At 69.5% G+C, this 17,341-nt stretch carries 16 protein-coding genes; 7 read left to right on the plus strand and 9 right to left on the minus strand.

Features of this window, described 5'->3' with window-relative positions:
- Position 1 precedes the first annotated feature (1 nt).
- Both ubiB and DXK32_RS21390 read left to right on the plus strand, forming a co-directional pair.
- Positions 2-1,543, plus strand: coding sequence for a 2-polyprenylphenol 6-hydroxylase (gene ubiB / locus DXK32_RS21385; RefSeq protein WP_247877269.1), 1,542 nt, complete (start codon positions 2-4; stop codon positions 1,541-1,543).
- Between the two features lie 120 nt (positions 1,544-1,663).
- Entirely contained in the window at positions 1,664-2,395 is a 732-nt protein-coding gene (locus tag DXK32_RS21390) for an AAA family ATPase (protein ID WP_114860352.1), read from the plus strand.
- Here the strand turns inward: DXK32_RS21390 and DXK32_RS21395 are convergent.
- Positions 2,350-4,158, minus strand: coding sequence for an extracellular solute-binding protein (locus tag DXK32_RS21395; RefSeq protein ID WP_114860353.1), 1,809 nt, complete (start codon positions 4,156-4,158; stop codon positions 2,350-2,352). The genes DXK32_RS21390 and DXK32_RS21395 overlap by 46 nt on opposite strands.
- Before the next feature lie 150 nt (positions 4,159-4,308).
- Here DXK32_RS21395 and ppa point away from each other — a divergent pair, with 150 nt between their 5' ends.
- Positions 4,309-4,866 carry an inorganic diphosphatase gene (gene ppa, locus DXK32_RS21400; protein WP_114860354.1) on the plus strand — a complete coding sequence of 186 codons (558 nt, stop codon included), beginning with the start codon at positions 4,309-4,311 and terminating at the stop codon, positions 4,864-4,866.
- A gap of 93 nt (positions 4,867-4,959) precedes the next feature.
- Here ppa and DXK32_RS21405 read toward each other — a convergent pair whose 3' ends face one another.
- Positions 4,960-5,901 carry an L-lactate dehydrogenase gene (locus DXK32_RS21405; protein WP_114860355.1) on the minus strand — a complete coding sequence of 314 codons (942 nt, stop codon included), beginning with the start codon at positions 5,899-5,901 and terminating at the stop codon, positions 4,960-4,962.
- A 296-nt stretch (positions 5,902-6,197) separates the two neighbouring features.
- Here DXK32_RS21405 and DXK32_RS21410 point away from each other — a divergent pair, with 296 nt between their 5' ends.
- Both DXK32_RS21410 and DXK32_RS21415 read left to right on the plus strand, forming a co-directional pair.
- Positions 6,198-8,882 carry a bifunctional acetate--CoA ligase family protein/GNAT family N-acetyltransferase gene (locus tag DXK32_RS21410; protein ID WP_114860356.1) on the plus strand — a complete coding sequence of 895 codons (2,685 nt, stop codon included), beginning with the start codon at positions 6,198-6,200 and terminating at the stop codon, positions 8,880-8,882.
- 58 nt (positions 8,883-8,940) lie between these two features.
- The gene (locus tag DXK32_RS21415; RefSeq protein WP_114860357.1) at positions 8,941-9,498 is read left to right on the plus strand and encodes a Uma2 family endonuclease; all 558 of its coding nucleotides are present in this window, start codon (positions 8,941-8,943) and stop codon (positions 9,496-9,498) included.
- Positions 9,499-9,516: 18 nt separating this feature from the next.
- Here DXK32_RS21415 and DXK32_RS21420 read toward each other — a convergent pair whose 3' ends face one another.
- Positions 9,517-10,506 (minus strand): 2-hydroxyacid dehydrogenase, encoded by a 990-nt coding sequence (locus tag DXK32_RS21420; RefSeq protein ID WP_014238828.1) that lies wholly within the window; start codon positions 10,504-10,506, stop codon positions 9,517-9,519.
- Between the two features lie 231 nt (positions 10,507-10,737).
- Between DXK32_RS21420 and DXK32_RS21425 the strand changes: the two genes are divergently transcribed.
- Positions 10,738-11,283: an SH3 domain-containing protein gene (locus DXK32_RS21425; protein WP_247877270.1), complete on the plus strand. Its 546-nt coding sequence runs from the start codon at positions 10,738-10,740 to the stop codon at positions 11,281-11,283.
- Between the two features lie 141 nt (positions 11,284-11,424).
- Here DXK32_RS21425 and DXK32_RS21430 read toward each other — a convergent pair whose 3' ends face one another.
- The 5 genes from DXK32_RS21430 to DXK32_RS21450 form a co-directional block, all read right to left on the minus strand.
- Positions 11,425-12,018: a DUF3501 family protein gene (locus tag DXK32_RS21430; protein ID WP_114860358.1), complete on the minus strand. Its 594-nt coding sequence runs from the start codon at positions 12,016-12,018 to the stop codon at positions 11,425-11,427.
- A complete protein-coding gene (locus DXK32_RS21435) occupies positions 12,015-12,434 on the minus strand; it encodes a rubrerythrin family protein (RefSeq protein ID WP_014238831.1) in 420 nt (139 codons plus the stop codon). The genes DXK32_RS21430 and DXK32_RS21435 overlap by 4 nt, the downstream gene beginning before the upstream one ends.
- A gap of 183 nt (positions 12,435-12,617) precedes the next feature.
- On the minus strand, positions 12,618-13,049 hold the full coding sequence (gene irrA, locus DXK32_RS21440; protein WP_114860375.1) for an iron response transcriptional regulator IrrA: 432 nt from the start codon (positions 13,047-13,049) through the stop codon (positions 12,618-12,620).
- A 137-nt stretch (positions 13,050-13,186) separates the two neighbouring features.
- On the minus strand, positions 13,187-14,584 hold the full coding sequence (locus tag DXK32_RS21445) for an NAD(P)H-dependent flavin oxidoreductase (protein WP_038531606.1): 1,398 nt from the start codon (positions 14,582-14,584) through the stop codon (positions 13,187-13,189).
- Between the two features lie 229 nt (positions 14,585-14,813).
- Positions 14,814-15,563, minus strand: coding sequence for a glycerophosphoryl diester phosphodiesterase (locus DXK32_RS21450; protein ID WP_114860359.1), 750 nt, complete (start codon positions 15,561-15,563; stop codon positions 14,814-14,816).
- 65 nt (positions 15,564-15,628) lie between these two features.
- On the opposite strand from DXK32_RS21450, the gene DXK32_RS21455 reads away from it, so the two are divergent.
- A complete protein-coding gene (locus DXK32_RS21455) occupies positions 15,629-16,663 on the plus strand; it encodes a lysine-2,3-aminomutase-like protein (protein WP_114860360.1) in 1,035 nt (344 codons plus the stop codon).
- Here the strand turns inward: DXK32_RS21455 and DXK32_RS21460 are convergent, their stop codons facing one another.
- Positions 16,664-17,218 (minus strand): TspO/MBR family protein, encoded by a 555-nt coding sequence (locus DXK32_RS21460; RefSeq protein ID WP_114860361.1) that lies wholly within the window; start codon positions 17,216-17,218, stop codon positions 16,664-16,666.
- Between the last annotated feature and the right edge of the window lie 123 nt (positions 17,219-17,341).

The following is a 17,341-nucleotide window of genomic DNA, read 5'->3' on the forward strand; positions in this document are numbered from 1 at the left end:
GATGCTGTTCCGGACCGCCCGAAACATCGGCCGCCTCTTCGTGATCGGCCGCACGCTGGCGCGCTACAACGCGCTGCCGGAAACGCTGCCGCAGACCGCCCCCGGCTTCGCCCTGTTCTGGCGCTGGGTCGGCAACGCCAAGGAGCCGGGCCGCGTCGGCCAGCGGCTGGCCCGCGCGCTGGCCGATCTGGGGCCGACCTACATCAAGCTGGGGCAGCTGCTGTCCACCCGCTCCGACCTCGTCGGCGAGCGGATGGCGCTCGATCTGGCCGAACTCCAGGACAAGCTGCCGCCCTTCCCAGGATCGCAGGCCCGCGCCATCGTCGAGGAGGAGCTGGGCGCCCCCATCGGCAAGCTGTTCCGCAGCTTCGACGAGGTGCCGGTCGCCGCCGCCTCCATCGCGCAGGTGCATTTCGCCGTCACCGCCGAAGGGCGGGAGGTTGCGGTGAAGGTGCTGCGGCCGGGCATCGAGAACGCCTTCGAGCGCGACATCGACCTGTTCTACTGGCTGGCCGAGCTGGCCGTCCTGGTCATGCCCAAGCTGAAGCGGCTGCGCCCGCGCGAGGTGGTGGACACCTTCGCCCGCACCTCCCGCCTGGAGATGGAACTGCGGATGGAAGCCGCGGCGGCCTCGGAGCTGGGCGACAACTTCAAGGACGACCCCACCTTCAACGTCCCGGCCATCGATTGGGACCGCACGGCGCGCCGCGTCCTGACGCTGGAGCGCATCCGCGGCTTCAAGGTGGACGAGTCGGAAAGGCTCGACGCCGCCGGCCACGACCGCGACGAGATCCTGGCCAAGGCCTCGGCCAGCTTCTTCAACCAGGTGTTCCGCGACGGCTTCTTCCACGCCGACCTGCATCCGGGCAACCTGTTCGTCACCCAGGACGGCAACATCACCGCCGTCGATTTTGGCATCATGGGCCGGCTGGACCGGGCGACGCGAACCTATCTGGCCGACATGCTCATCGGCTTCCTGACCGGCGACTACCGCCGCGTCGCGGTGGTGCATTTCGAGGCGGGCTACGTCCCCCGCCACCAGTCGATCGAGGTCTTCACCCAGGCCTGCCGCGCCATCGGCGAGCCGCTGCAGAACAAGCCGCTGAGCGAGATTTCCGTCGGCCGTCTGCTCGCCCAGCTCTTCGCGGTGACCGAGCAGTTCGAGATGGAGACCCAGCCGCAGCTCCTCCTGCTCCAGAAGAGCATGCTGACGGCGGAGGGGGTGGGCCGCATCCTGAATCCGAACATCAACATGTGGGAGCTGGCGCGCCCGCTGATCGAGGACTGGATGCGCGAGAACCGTGGGCCGGAAGCCCAGATCCTCGACGATCTGGAGGCCATGGTGTCGACGGTGCGCCGCCTGCCCCGGCTGGTGAACCAGGCCGAACGCGCCGCCGCCGAACTGGCCGACGGCGGCCTGCGCCTGCACCCCCATTCGATCAAGCACATGCTCGACCGCTGGGTGGAACGCCGGATCAGCGAGCGCGTCGCCCTGTGGATCATCGTCGTCCTGCTGACGGTGATCGCGGTCCGGGTTCTGTAGAGCCTTTTCGGCGGCGCGCGGAAGGGGTGCGACCGCGTGCCCCTCCCCCTTGGGGGTCGTTGACCCCGCCGCCGCCCGGCCGGACACTGGAACCGTCGCAACCGTTCGCGGAGGGAAGCCATGGCCCGCGACGAATTCCAGGCGCTTCTGACCTACATCCGAACCGACCAGCTCCAGCCGCACCGGCCCCGCTCCGGCCCGCTGGAGTCCCCGCCCCCCGTCGTCACCATCGCCCGCGAGCACGGCACCGGCGGCGAGGCGATCGCGGCGAAGCTCGCCCAGGCGCTGGGGGTGCCCTGCTTCGACAAGGAAATCCTCGACGCCGTGGTGGCGACCGCCACTTCCGACCCGACGCTGATGCGCCAGCTCGACGAGAAGCTGCCGGGGCGGGCGGGGATGTTCCTCTACGCCAGCCTGATGGGGCTGCACGACCCGCTGACCGAGCACCAGCGGCTGCTGACCCGCGTGGTCAACGGCATCGCCTTCCGCGGCGGGGTGATCGTCGGGCGCGGGGCGCATCTGCTGCTGCGCGGGGCGCCGCGCTTCCGCGTCCGCATCGTCGGCTCGGACGAGGTCTGCGCCGCGCGGCTGGCCGGCGGCGACCCCGCCAAGGTCGCCGACGCGCTGCACGAGGTGCAGCGGGTCAACGCCGCCCGCGCCCGCTATTTCAAGGAGTTCTTCAAGATCTCCAACGGCGATCCGCTGCAATACGACCTGATCGTCAACACCGACCGCTTCACCGATCTGGACGCCGTGGTCGATGTGATCCTACACGCTTACCGGGTCCATGATGGGCATGCGGAGGTTCAGCCGCCCTCTTCGATCCACCAGGACTCGACCAGCGGGCCGTAGAGGGGCGTCGCCTCCGGGTGCTTCAGCCGCGACCAGCGGGCCATGCGGTCGGCCGGGCTGTGGAACAGCGGCACCATGTACTGGCCCCACAGCAGCACCCGGTCGAGCGCGCGGGTGCGGGCCACGAGGTCGGCGCGCGTCCGCGCCTCGGCGATGGAGGCGGCAATGGCGTCCACCACCGGGTCGCGGATGCCGGGGTAATTGCGGCTGCCCGGCTGGTCCGCCGCCTCCGACCCGTAATAGTAAAGCTGCTCGTTGCCCGGCGAGAGGCTGGAAACCCACCAGCGCAAGGTCATGTCGAAATCGAAACGGTCGAGCCGCCCCTGATACTGGGCGTTGTCCACCGTGCGCACCGTCGCGACGATGCCCAGCCGCTCCAGCGAGCGGGTGTATTCCAGCGCCACCCGCTCGTCCGACGGGTTGCCCAGCAGGATCTCAAAGGCGAAGGGACGCCCCGCCCCGTCCATCAGCCGCCCGCCGCTCACCCGCCAACCGGCCTCGGCCAGCAGGCGCAGCGCCTCGCGCCGATTGTCCCGCGCCCCCGCCGGACCGCTGCCGTCGGTGCGCGGCAAGGTGAAGGGCTCGGTGAACAGCGCCGGCGGCAGGCGGTCGCGGAAGGGTTCCAGCACCGCCAGTTCCTCCGGCCCCGGCAGCCCCTCGGCCGCAAGTTCGGAGTTCGGGTAATAGCTCGCCGTGCGGACCAGAGCGCCGTGGAACAGGGTCTTGCCGATCCAGGCGAAGTCGGTGGCGAGGCCGAGCGCCCGCCGCACCCGGATGTCCTGGAACGGCGGACGCCGGGTGTTGAAGATCAGGCCGCGGGCGAACTCCGGGCGGCGGTGCGGCAACTCCTCCAGCACGATCCGCCCCGCGCGCAGCGCCGGGCCGTCGTAGCCGGTGGCCCATTTGGCGGGATCGGATTCGCGTCGCACGTCGCCCTGCCCGGCCAGGAAGGCCTCCAGAGCCACCGAGTCGTCGCGGTAATAGGTGAAATCCAGCGTGTCGGCGTTGAACAGCCCGCGCCGCGACGGCAGGTCCCTCCCCCAATAGTCGGCCACCCGCTCGTAGACGATGCGCCGTCCGGCCTCCGCCTGTTTGACCCGGTAGGGGCCGCTGCCCAGCGGCGGGTCGAGCGTCGTCGCGGCGAAGTCACGCCCCGCCCACCACGCCTTGGCGTGGATCGGCATCAACCCCATCAGCAGCGGCATCTCGCGGTCGAACCGCCCGTCCGGGCCGGGGGCGAAGGCGAAGCGGACGGTGCGCGCGTCGGGCGCCTCGGCGTCCGCCACCTTGGCGTAGTACTGGCGGCGGTTCGGCGTGCCGTGGGCGCGCTGGACCTCCAGCGAGAACAACACGTCGGCGGCGGTCACCGGCGTCCCGTCGTGCCAGCGCGCGGCGGGGTTCAGGTGGAAGACGGCGGCGCTCCGGTCCTCCGGCACCTCCAGGCTCTCGGCCAGCAGGCCGTAGAGCGAGAAGGGCTCGTCCCACGAGCGGGCGAGCATCGTTTCGAAAACGAAACCAAGCCCCAGGGCGGGCACGCCCTTGACCACATGGGGGTTCAGCGTGTCGAAGCCGCCGGTCACCGCCTGGCGCAGCGTGCCGCCCTTCGGCGCGTCGGGGTTGACGTAGGCGAAATGCGCGAAACCCGGCGGGTAGGCGGCGTCGCCATGCATGGCGATGGCGTGGGCAGCCTTCGCAGGGGGGTCGGCCCATGCCGCAAGGGGAAAAAAGGCGAGACAGAGCAGCGCAAAGAGGATGCAGGGCATGGCGAAGGCTCGTCCCTTTGCCGCACCTGCGCAAGTGCGCTTTGACTTATGGCCGCATCTGCCTAAAACTCCGCGCGCGCGGCGCCGGGAGCTTTGGCCCGCGTCCACAACCAAGCGCAACCCGCTTTTGCAGTCGAAGGATGGTTTTCCATGGATCTCAGCAAGGTTCCGGTCGGCAAGAACGCCCCGTGGGACGTGAACGTGGTCATCGAGATCCCGTTGCGCGGCGAGCCGGTGAAGTACGAGATCGACAAGGAGTCGGGCGCGATGTTCGTCGACCGCTTCCTGCACACCGCCATGTACTACCCCTGCAACTACGGCTTCATCCCGCACACCCTGTCGGGTGACGGCGACCCGGTGGACGTCTGCGTGGTCGGCCGCCATTCGGTCATCCCGGGCGCCGTCCTGCGCTCGCGCCCGATCGGCGTGCTGTTCATGGAGGACGAGGGCGGCGAGGACGAGAAGCTGCTGGCCGTTCCGGTCGACAAGCTGCACCCCTTCTACAGCAGCGTGAAGTCCTACAAGGACCTGCCGGAGATCACCACCGAGCAGATCGCCCACTTCTTCCAGCACTACAAGGATCTGGAAAAGGGCAAGTGGGTGAAGATCCTGCGCTGGGGCGACGAGCAGGAAGCCGCCAGGAAGATCCAGGAAGGCATGGAGCGCGCCGCCGCCGCCACCAAAGGTCAGCTCGGCCCGGTGGTCTGACGCGCCTGTCGACTGGACGGGTTGCAAGGGCCGGCTCCGCAGCGCGGGGCCGGTCCTGCAACGCGGACCGGACCCGCTTTTTTTCTCACCCGGTCACGGCAGCGACTTCTCCACCGAGGTCACCGCCTCCTTCAGGATTTCCGCGCTGCGCTTCAGCGCCGCCGCCTCCTCCTCCGACAGGTCGGGCATCACCGTCTCCAGCACGCCGCCCCGCCCGATCACCCGCGGCAGCGACAGCGCCACGTCCGGCACGCCCAGAACCTCGTCGTTGATGATCGAGCAGGTCAGCACCGCCCGCTCGTCCCCGGCGATGGCCGCCACGATGCGCGACAGGCCGCCCGCAATGCCAAAGGCGGTGTGGCCCTTGCCGTCGATGATGCGGTAGGCGGCCCGGCGCACACCCTCGTCGATGGCGGCGCGGTCCTCCGCGGTCAGGGGACGTTTCAGCCGCTCGGCACCACGATCCACCGGCAGTCCGGCCACGGTGGCGCCGGACCACAGCAGGACTTCCGAATCGCCGTGTTCGCCCACCACATGGGCGTGCACCGACTTCGCCGTCACCCCCAGCCGGTCGGCCAGCAGCGCGCGGAACCGCGCGGTGTCGAGGATCGTGCCGGAGCCGATCACCCGCGACGGCGGCAGGCCGGAGATGCGGGTGGCGATCTGCGTCATCACGTCCAGCGGGTTGGTCGCCACCAGCAGGATGGCGTCGGGCGCCGCCGCCAGGACCGCCGGGATGATGGCCCCGAAGACCGCCGCGTTGCGCTCCAGAAGTTGCAGGCGCGTCTCGCCGGGCCGCTGCGCCACGCCGGCGGCCAGCACCACCACCCCGGCCCCGGCCAGCGCCGCGTAGCCGCCCTGGCGCACCTGGGCGGCGCGGGCGAAGGGCACGGCATGGGCGATGTCCTGCGCCTGGGCCGCGGCCAGCTTCTCGTTCATGTCGACCAGCACGACCTCGCTGGCCGAACCGCTCATCACCATGGCGAAGCCCGCCGTGGCGCCCACCGCGCCAGCCCCGACGATCCCGACCTTCATGGCTCCCGCTCCCATTTTTTCCATTGAGGTCAACAGGGTGGAGCATCGCGCCCGCCCGCTCAAGCCCCGATGCGCGGCATGGATATCCGTTTCGGAGGGGGGCGCGACAAAGGGCGCCTGTACAAAGGTATGACCAATGTGTATGTTGCACCGCAACATGAGCGGCGATCGGTCGCGTTCCCGTCCTGCGATTGCCTCCTTACCGCTGATTGCAACTCGACGGCCCCGGTCCGATCTTTAGCGGAATGGCGGCTGTTCGAGCCTTGCTGTGTGAGACGAACTCCCGGAACCCGGCCATGACCGTTCGCAACCTCGACCGCCTGTTCAAACCCGCCTCCATCGCCCTGATCGGGGCGACCCGAAAGCCGAACACCATCGGCGCCGTGGTGGCCCGCAACCTGTTCAACGCCGGGTTCGACGGCCCGATCATGCCGGTGACCGGCGAGCGCGCGGTCGAGGGGGTTCTGACCTACAAGACGGTGGACGAGCTGCCGGTCACGCCGGACCTGGCGGTGATCTGCACCCCCGCCGCCACGGTGCCCGCCACCATCGAGGCGCTGGGCAAGCGCGGGACCAAGGCGGCCATCGTCATCTCCAGCGGCTTTTCCAAGGAGCAGATCCAGACCCTGCGCGAGGCGGCGAAGCCCCACCTGATGCGCGTCCTGGGCCCCAACAGCCTGGGCATCATGGTGCCGGGCCGCGGGGTCAACGCCAGCTTCGGCCATGTCACGCCGAAAAAGGGCGACGTGGCCCTGGTGGCGCAGTCCTCCATGGTGGTGACGTCGATCGCCGATTGGGCGACGGCGCGGGGGATCGGCTTCTCGCACCTGATCTCGATGGGCGACAAGGCGGACGTCGATTTCGGCGACCTTCTGGACTATCTGGCCGGCGACGCCAACGTGCGCGCCATCCTGCTCTACATCGAGAGCATCAGCGACGCGCGGAAGTTCATGTCGGCGGCGCGCTCCGCCGCCCGTCAGAAGCCGGTGATCGTCATCAAGTCCGGCCGCACCGACGAGGCGCTGGAGGCTTCGACCTCCCACACCGGGGCGCTGGCGGTGTCCGACGCCGTTTATGACGCCGCCTTCCGCCGCGCCGGCATCCTCCGCGTCAGCGGCCTGGACGAGCTGTTCGACGCGGTGGGCACGCTGGGCACCGGGTCGCCGATCACCGGCGACCGGCTGGCCATCCTGACCAACGGCGGCGGCATGGGGGTGATGGCGACCGACAGCCTGATCCTGTCCGGCGGGCGGCTCGCCCAGTTCGCGCCGGAGACGATGGACGCGCTGGAGAAGGCGCTGGGCGCCGGCAGCGCCCGCAACCCGCTGCGCATCGGCGGCGACGCCCCGCCCAAACGCTACGCCGACGCGCTGAACGCGCTGATGGCCGACCCCAACAACGACGCCGTGCTGGTGCTGAACTGCCCGACCGCGGTGACCGACGGGCGGGCCGCCGCGCAGGCGGTGGTCGACACCATGATCGCCAACAAGACGCGCAAGCACCCGGTGCTGACGAGCTGGCTGGGCGACAACACGGCGGCGGAAGCGCGCAAGCTGTTCGCCGCCAACCGCGTCCCCACCTACGACACGCCCAGCCACGCGGTGCGCGCCTTCCTGCATCTGGTGGAATACCGCCGGAACCAGGAGCTGCTGATGGAGACGCCGCCGTCGGTGCCGGAGGATTTCCAGCCCGACGGCATCACGGTGCGCAAGATTATCTCCCGCGCCATCGCCGAGAAGCGCGACTGGCTCAGCGAATATGAGGCCAAGCGCGTGCTCGCCGCCTACGGCGTCCCGGTCGTCGATACCCGCCGCGCCGACACGCCGGAGGAGGCCGCCCACTGCGCCGAGATGATCGGCGGGCCGCTGGCGCTGAAGATCCTGTCGCCGGACATCACCCACAAGTCGGACGTCGGCGGCGTCGCCCTGCACCTGACCGAGCCGGCGGAGGTCAAGGCCGAGGCCGAGGCCATGCTGGCCCGCGTGCGCGAGGCGGTGCCCGACGCCCGCATCGAGGGCTTCACCGTCCAGGAGATGGCGGTGCGCGCCGACGCCTACGAGCTGATCGTCGGCATGACCGAGAACGAGCTGTTCGGCCCCGTCCTGCTGTTCGGCGAGGGCGGCATCGGGGTGGAGGTGGTGGAGGACTACGCGCTCGCCTTGCCGCCGCTGAACATGAAGCTGGCGACCGAGCTGATGGGCCGCACCCGCATCTGGCGGCAGTTGCAGGGCTACCGCTCGCGCGCGGCGGTCGATCTGGAGGCGGTGGCGCTGACGCTGAACAAGATTTCCCAGCTCATCGTCGATTTCCCGGAGATCGCCGAGCTGGACGTCAACCCGCTGCTCGCCGACGCGGAGGGCGTGCTGGCGCTCGACGCCCGCATCAAGGTCGGGGTGCCGGCCCTGCCCGGCGCCAAGCGTCTGGCCATCCGCCCCTACCCCAAGGGGCTGGAGGACCGGATCACCATCAAGGACGGCCGCCAGTTCCTCGTCCGCCCCATCCTGCCGGAGGACGAGCCGCTGGTGCACCACATGGTGGCCAACCAGACGCAGGAGGATTTGCGCCTGCGCTTCTTCGCGCCGCTGAAGCGGCTGTCGCACCAGGCCGCCGCCCGTTTGACCCAGATGGACTACGACCGCGAGATGGGTCTGGTCGCGGTCGGGCCGGACCCGGAGACCGGCGAGACCATCATGTACGGCGTGGTCCGCATCACCGCCGACCCCGACAACCTGCGCGCCGAATACGCCGTGATGGTGCGATCGGACATGAAGGGCCAAGGGCTGGGCTACCAGCTGATGAACAAGATCCTGGACTACGCCCGTTCCCGCGGGATCAGGGAGGTCTACGGCGAGGTCCTGCGCGAGAACACCAGCATGCTCGGCATGTGCCGCGCGCTCGGCTTCATCCGCAAGGAGAACCTGGACGAGCCGGGTGTCGTGGAGGTGCGCATCGAGCTGGGCGGCGGGCTGGCCGCGAAATAGCCGCGGCGGCCCCTTGGGCGGCGCCCACTTGGAAGCGACGAGGGAGAGGGCCATACTCATGGGCATGAGCGATCCGGCACCCCGCCCGATGACCGTGGAGGAGTTCCTCGTCTGGAACGACGGAACGGACACCCGCTATGAGCTGGACGGCGGTCAACCCGTCGCCATGGCGCCGCCCGCCGCAACTCATGGCGCCTTGGCGATGGCCATCGGCATTCAGATCGGAACCCGGCTCCGGCCTCCATGCCGTGTCGTTTCCGAAGCGGGCATCCGGCTGTCCGACCACGAGGACACCTATTTCCAGGCGGACATCGCGGTGACTTGCCAGCCCTTGAAGCCCGGCATGGTTCCGGTGCCGGACCCGACGATCATCGTCGAGATCCTGTCGCCCTCCACCGCCCAGTTCGACCGTGGCCGGAAGCTGGCGATCTACCGGGAAATCCCGTCGGTGCAGGAAATCCTGCTGCTCGACTCGACGAAGCGCTATGCCGAGCTGTGGCACCGCGAGGACGAACAGAGCTGGGTGGTCCGCGATGTCATCGGGGGCGGGACGCTGCGCTTCCCCTCGGTCGGGATCGAGATCCCCATGGCCAGCCTGTATGAGGGCGTCCTCTAGACGCCCTCTCCCACCGCCTTACAGCAGCGTTTCCAGGACGCGGTCGGGCGGGGCGTGGCCGTCCGCGAAGGTCTTGATGTTGATGATGACCTTCTCGCCCATATCGATGCGGCCCTCGATGGTCGCGGAGCCCATGTGCGGCAGCAGGACCACGTTGTCGAGCCGCAGCAGCTTCGGGTTCACCGCCGGCTCATGCTCGAACACGTCCAGGCCGGCGCCGGCGATTTCCCCCTTCGACAGCATCCGGGTCAGCGCCGTCTCGTCGATGACCTCGCCGCGCGAGGTGTTGACGATGAAGCAGTGCGGACGCAGCAGCTTCAGCCGGCGCTCCGACAGCAGATGGTAGGTGGCCGGGGTGTGCGGGCAGTTGATGGACACCACGTCCATGCGCGCCAGCATCTGGTCCAGGCTCTCCCAATAGGTCGCCTCGAGCTCCTGCTCGACGTCCGGATAGACGCGACGGCGGTTGTGGTAGTGGATCGACATGCCGAAGGCCCGCGCCCGGCGCGCCAGCGCCTGCCCGATGCGGCCCATGCCGAGGATGCCCAGCCGCTTGCCCTGGATGCGGTGGCCGAGCATCGTCGTCGGCCCCCAGCCCTTCCACTGGCCGGAGCGCACCAGCCGTTCGCCTTCCGCCACCCGGCGGCCGACCGCCAGCAGCAGGGCCATGGTCATGTCCGCCGTGTCCTCGGTCAGGACGCCCGGCGTGTTGGTGACGCTGATGCCGCGCTCCCGCGCCGCCTTCAGGTCGATGTGGTCGACGCCCGTGCCGAAGGAGGCGATGAGGCGGAGCTGCGGCCCGGCCTTCTCGATCACCTCGCGGTCGATCCGGTCGGTGACGGTGGGGACCAGCACGTCGGCCGTCTGCACCACGTCGATGAGCTGTGCGTGGGTCAGGGGTTCGTCGTCGGAATTCAGCCGTGCGTCGAACAGCTCCATCATCCGCGTCTCGATGACGTCGGGCAGTTTCCGCGTGACGACGACGAGCGGCTTCTTCTTTTCGGTCATAGACGGTGCCTCCCCCCATTCCGGGCCGACGCTTGTCCTATCAAGCGGTTGGGAAGCTGTCCAGATGGCAGTGACGATTCGGCGCGGCGACCAGCCCGATGAGCCGCCCCGCCATGTGACAAGAACCGATGCCGTTCGCCCGCCCGCGCCTTGCGCTTGCCCCCGGCGGCTACCCCTAATTATAGTGCCTCCGACTCACATCCTTCCGATCTCCACAGCACGGGGCTGCCGTTGCCGACGACGTCTGCCATCCGCCGCGCTCTCGCCGTCCTGGCGCTGGCCGTCGCAGCCCTGGCGCCGGTCACGCCGTCCACCGCCGACGCGTCGGACGGCGCGCGGCGCGAGAAGGACCCGACCCACGCCTCGGGCCTGCCGATCCCCCGCTTCGTGTCGCTGCGCTCGGGCGAGGTGAACGCGCGCACCGGCCCCAACGTGCGCTACCCCATCGAATGGGTGTTCACCCGCAAGGAAATGCCGGTGGAGATCACTCAGGAATTCGACACCTGGCGCCGCATCCGCGACTGGGAAGGCAGCGAGGGCTGGGTCCACCAGAGCATGCTGTCGGGCAAGCGCAGCATCGTCATCACCGGCGACATCCGCACCGTCCGCAAGGAGCCGCGCGGCGACGCCGCCGTCGTGGCCCGCGCCCAGCCGGGCGTGATCGGCTGGCTGCGCAAGTGCAAGGGCGAATGGTGCGAGGTGGACCTGAAGGGCTATCGCGGCTGGATGAGCCGCGGCGAGTTCTGGGGCGCCTACAAGGACGAGACGTTCGAGTAACCGGCGGGCGGTGGGCCGTTTGCCCCCACCCTTCCCACGGCTGGCGCCGCGGGCCCCTTCCCTCCCCCGCTGCGCAGGAGAGGGAGAAAAGTCCCCTCCCCTGCGCAGCGGGGGAGGGCTAGGGTGGGGGCAAGGGTCTCCCTACCCGAAATCCCCCGCAAGCTCCGCCCGCACCGCCTCCGGCATCACCGCCATGTGGCCGTACTCGGGATGGCCGATGACGAGGATCACCTCCGTGCCGGGGGTGCGGAAGGCGGCGATCTGCTCCGGCGTGAAGTCGAAATGCAGGAAATGGACGGCGGAGGCCTTGCCCGCCCCGTTCGTGCGCGCCACGTCCTCCTCCGGCCGGCCGGTCACCGTGTGGCCGGCGAAGCGCAGCGTCATCGTCCGCTCTACCCCGCCCAACCGGCCGAGTTCGGCGGCGCGACGCGCCGGGTCGGCGATCTCGAACATCACGGTGGCAACCAGCTCCGTCCCTTGCGGAATCAGGCCGTTGTAGGCGCGCAGCTCGCCGTCGATCTGGTCTTCGCCGCCCCGCTCGATGAACAGCATCTCGTGGACCTGCTGCCACATCGTCTCGTAATTCTCGAAATGGACGAGGGCGTCGGGGCCGACCGCGACGCGGCGCCTCTTCTTCACGGCGACCAGAGCGCTGCGGCGGGCGGCGCGTTCGCGGGCGTAGCGGTCCAGGGGAAGAATGTCGGCGCGGGTGATCGCGGTCCGGCGCGCCGTCATGACGACAGCTGGTCCAGCATCCTCTGGAACCGCCCGGCGTGGCTGCGCTCGGCCTTGGCCAGCGTCTCGAACCAGTCCGCGACCTCCTCGAAGCCTTCCTCGCGGGCGGTGCGGGCCATGCCCGGATACATGTCGGTGTATTCGTGGGTCTCGCCGGCGATGGCGGCCTTCAGGTTGCTCACCGTATCGCCGATGGGCAGGCCGGTGATCGGGTCGCCGGCCTCCTCCAGGAACTCCAGATGGCCGTGGGCGTGGCCGGTTTCGCCCTCCGCCGTGGAGCGGAAGACCGCGGCGACCTCGTTGTGGCCTTCCACGTCGGCCTTCTGGGCGAAATAGAGATAGCGGCGGTTGGCCTGGCTCTCACCCGCGAAGGCCGCCTTGAGGTTCTGCTCGGTCTTCGTGCCCTTCAGCGACATGGCGGCGTTCTCCAGACGGGGTTCTGTCCGGCCCGGCCGCGCGCGGGCGTGGGGCCTCCGGCGGCCGAGCCTCGGCTACGGCTTATGCCATTGCTCCCAAAACGCGTCAATGTTCCGGAAATTCCCCGAGGACCCGGCCGGGAGACGGATTTTTTCCAGCAGCAGCCATGAGCCGCCCGCCCCTCAGCGCTCCTCGCCCTGCTCCGCGCTCAGCCGGACGATCACGTCCACCCGCGCGATGCGCGTTCCCGGCGGGGCCGGCGGCAGATGCTGCACCACCACGTCGTCGCCGGGGATGTCCTCCAGCCGGCCAGTCCCTTCCAGGAAGAAATGGTGATGGTCGCTGGTGTTGGTGTCGAAGTAGGACTTGCCCGCCTCCACCACCACCTCGCGCAGCAGGCCGGCGGCGGTGAACTGGTTCAGCGTGTTGTAGACCGTGGCCAGCGACACCCGCAGGTCCGCCCCCATGGCCTCGGTGTGGAGCTGCTCGGCGGTGACGTGGCGGTGCTCCCCCTCGAACAGCAGGCGGGCCAGCCCCAGACGCTGGCGCGTCGGGCGGAAGCCGGCCGTCTGCAGGCGGTCGAGGGCGCGCTTGAAGGGTCGGGTGCCGGTCATCGTCGTCTGTTCGCCGTGGTTCAGGTCGCAAAGTCGGAACGCGAAACGGACCGCGGCGATCTGCCGCAGCCCGCTCACTTTAGAACGATTTCAGGTCAGGGGGCAAGCGCCCCCCGCAAAGCCGCGAACCGCCGGCGTCAGTAGCCGGTGGCGATCCGCTCGACCAGCTGCTTCACGGTCGGGATGAACCCGTCCTTGTAGTAGGGGTCCGACGCGAAGCGGAAGGCGTTGTGGCCGGCGAACATCAGCTGGTTTTCGCAGTCGTCGGTGTGGCTGACCGCCTGCAGGGTCTTCTGGATGCAGTAGGAGCGCGGATCGGCGCGCTTGCCGTTCGTGCCTTCCTCGTTCTGCGCCCAGTTGGAGAAGTTGCAGGCCGACAGGCAGCCCATGCAGTCCACCTGATCGCGGTGGATGCGCTCCGCCTGCTCCGGCGTGACGAAGATGACCGTGCTGTCCGGCGTCTTCAGGCCGCTGGTGAAGCCCTGGGACAGCCAGCCCTCGGCGCGGGCCTTGTCCGTCTCGGTCACATAGACCGGGCGGCCGCGCGGGCCCAGCGGCAGCTCGGCGGAATGCTCGCCCACCGGCTTGGGCAGATAGGCCACCTGACGCTCCGAGCGGGCCATCAGGTCCATCAGGAACGGGTTCTTGACGGCGGAGGAGTAGAAGCCCGTCGGCGAGAAGCGGTTCAGGAAGACGTCGCCTTCCTTCAGCGTCAGCAGGCGGTGCTTCCAGGCGTTGGAGATCGGGCTCTCCTGGGTCAACAGCGGACGCGTACCGAACTGGAAGGCCACCGGGCCGAGGTCGGGGTTGTCGATCCAGTCTTCCCAGTCCGACAGCCACCAGACGCCGCCCGCCATGACGATGGGGGTGTCGTTCAGGCCGAAGCTGTTCATCATCTGGCGCAGCGCCAGGACGCGGGGGAACGGATCCTCCGGCTTCAGCGGGTCCTCGGAATTGGACAGGCCGTTGTGACCGCCTGCCAGCCACGGGTCCTCGTAGACCACGCCGCCCAGATTCTCGCGGAACTTGTGGTAGGCGCGCAGCCACAGGGCGCGGAAGGCGCGGGCCGAGGAGACGATGGGGTAATAGTGCACGCCGTAGTGAACGGCGATTTCCGCCACGCGGTAGGGCATGCCGGCGCCGCAGGTGACGCCGTGGATCAGACCCTGGGAGCCTTCCAGCACGCCGTGCAGGATGTGTTCGGCGCCGCCCATCTCCCACAGGACGTTCATGTGGATGCGGCCCTGGCCGTTCGACGCCTCGTGCGCGATGCGCGCCTGCGCGATGCCGCCCTGGATGCCGAATTTGATCAGCTCGTCATGGCGCTCGCGGCGGGTTTTGCCGTGATAGACCTGCGGCAGGAGATTCCCGTTCTCGTCGTAGCTGTCGGCGTTCACGCCCGAGAATGTTCCGATACCCCCGGCCGCCGCCCAGGCGCCCGAGCTTTCCCCGTTGGAGACGGCAATTCCCTTGCCACCCTCGACGAGCGGCAGAACCTCCCGGCCAGACATCAGCAACGGCTTAAGCGCCTTCAACGAAACCTCCAAGACCATGAGAGCGCCCGCGCGCGGGCGCCCGGACAGCGCGACCCGAAAGACGACGAAAAACGCCGCCGGGAGTCGTGCCCCCGACGGCCCAAGCCGCCATGAGCGATCTATATATGAGGAAATTTCCGTGCGGACGAGTGGATTCGCGGTGTTAGAAAAAAATCTGTCACGGCGACATGTCCCCAAACGTCAACCTGAGGTCTCCGGGGAAACCGTCTCACGGGGTCGTCCCGGCGGCCAGTTCCGCCGCCAAGCGGCCCGGCGCGTCGGTGAAGACTCCGGCCACGCCCCAGCCGAACAGCGCCCGCGCCCGCGCCGCGTCGTTGACCGTGTAGGCCAGCACCGGACGCCCGGTGGCGCGGTAGGCGGCGACGCTCTCCGCCGTCTGGCGATCCTGATGGACGTTCAGGGTGGCGGCGCCGATGCGGTCGGCGATGGCCGCCCAGTCGGCGGGCGGGTCCCACAGCAGGTAGCCGCGCGGAATCTCCGGCGCCCGGTCGCGCGCCACCTCCAGACACGGCACCTCGAAGCTGGACACCAGCAGGGGCAGACCGGCGGGCCACAGCCGTTTCAGCAGCTCCAGCGCGACGTCCGCCGTCGCCACCTCCTGGCCGGGATAGGGCTTGATTTCCAGATTGAGGCCCAGGCCCAACTTGCGGATCACGCCCAGCGCCTCTTCCAGCGTCGGCACCGTTTCGCCAGCGAAACGGGCGTCGAACCAGGAGCCGGCGTCCAGCGCCTTCAGCTCCGCCAGGGTCAGGTCCGGCACCGGCCCGGCGCCGTTGGTGGTGCGCTCCAGCGTGTCGTCGTGGATCAGCACCGGCACCCGGTCGCGGGTGAGCATCACGTCCACCTCGACCCAGGCGGCGCCCTGGCGGGCGGCCTCGCGCAGGCTGGCGAGGGTGTTTTCCGGCGCGTTTTCCTTGGCGCCGCGGTGGCCGATCAGACGGGGAAGAGTCGACAGCATGGGTCCTGCGGGAGTAAGAGCGGGCCTCTCATGATAGGCGCAAAGCGGCGGATCGGGAACGAGCGATGAAGGCAGCCCACAGCGTGACCGATCTGGTGGCCGCCGGGCTGATGACGCCCGCGGCGGGCGAGGCGGTGGCCGCCGTGGCCGACCGCTACGCCATCGCCCTGACCCCGTACCTGCTGGAAACGCTGGCGGACGCCGCGCCCGGCGATCCCCTGTACGCGCAGTACGTCCCTTCTCCCGAAGAGGCGTACACCGCGCCGGAGGAGCGCGCGGACCCCATCGGCGACGTGGCGCGCAGCCCGGTGAAGGGCATCGTCCACCGCTACCCCGATCGGGTCCTGCTGAAGCCGCTGCACGCCTGCGCGGTCTATTGCCGCTTCTGCTTCCGGCGGGAAATGGTCGGCCCCGGCGGCGAGGCGCTGTCGCCCGACGAGCTGGACGCCGCGCTGGCGTACGTGCGTGCGCATCCCGAGGTGTGGGAGGTGGTGGTGACCGGCGGCGATCCGCTGCTGCTGTCGCCGCGGCGCCTGTCGCACATCGTCCGCAGCCTGTCGGACATTCCCCATGTCGGGGTGGTCCGGCTGCACACCCGCATCCCCGTCGCCGACCCGGCGCGCGTCACCGCGGAGCTGGTCGAGGCGCTGAAGGCGCCGGAGTTGGCGACCTGGATGGCCGTCCACGTCAACCACGCCGACGAATTGACGGAGCCGGCGCGCGGCGCCATTGCCCGGCTGGCCGAGGCCGGCATTCCCCTGCTCGGCCAGACGGTGCTGCTGAAGGGCATCAACGACGACGCGGCGGCGCTGGAGGCGCTGTTCCGGGGATTGGTGCGCAACCGGATCAAACCCTATTACCTGCACCATCCCGACCTCGCCGCCGGCACCAGCCATTTCCGCCCGACCCTGGCCGAGGGGCAGGCGCTGGTGAAGGGGCTGCGCGGCCGCGTTTCCGGCCTTTGCCAGCCGACCTATGTGCTGGACATCCCCGGCGGGCACGGCAAGGCACCCGCCGCGCCGGGCTGGGTGCGGCCGGACGGCGAAGGAGGTTATGTGGCGGAGGACTTCACGGGGGCGACCCACCGCTACCGCGGCTGATCAGCGCGTCCCCAGCCCCGGCCCCAGCCCGAACAGCGGGTCCGGGTTGAGGACCACGCCATGGACGGCGACGATGGAGGCGAAGCCGGTCCACAGCACCAGCGGCAGCCAGCTCGCCGCGATGGCGCGGTCGTCCGGCCAGACCAGCAGCACGCAGGTCGCGGCGATGATGAAATAGGCCATGGTCCAGGCCGCCGCCAGGATCGGGCTGCCCATGGTGAAATAGGCGAATCCGAAACTGGCGTAGAGCAGCCACAGCGCCCCTTGCATCCCGATCAGCGCCGGGCGCCAGCCGATTGGCCAGGGCGCGTTCAGCATCCGCACGCAACCCCAGAGCTGGATCAGGCTGATGCTGAACCAGACGACGGGAAAGGCCCAGCCCGGCGGCTGCAGCGGCGAGGGCTGGTAGCCGGGAAACGGCTCCCCGCCCCGCTCGAACACGCCATAGGTGTTGGTGAGCAGCCAGAAGACCAGAGCCTGCCACCAATACACCCGGAAGGGCAGCGGGCCGGTGTCGGTTGCGGGTTCCGTCGGGACGAAGGAGCGGTGGTTCATGCCTTAGGAAATGGCACGGCCCCGCTTGCGGTCAAGCGCGGGGTTGACGCATCCGGCGGAGCGCCGGAACAGCCGCGCCCCCTCGCTGGTTTTCCTCTCGCAATGCGTCGGGGGAGGATCGGG

The sequence above is a fragment of the Azospirillum brasilense genome (assembly GCF_003349955.1).
Lineage (GTDB): Bacteria > Pseudomonadota > Alphaproteobacteria > Azospirillales > Azospirillaceae > Azospirillum > Azospirillum brasilense_B.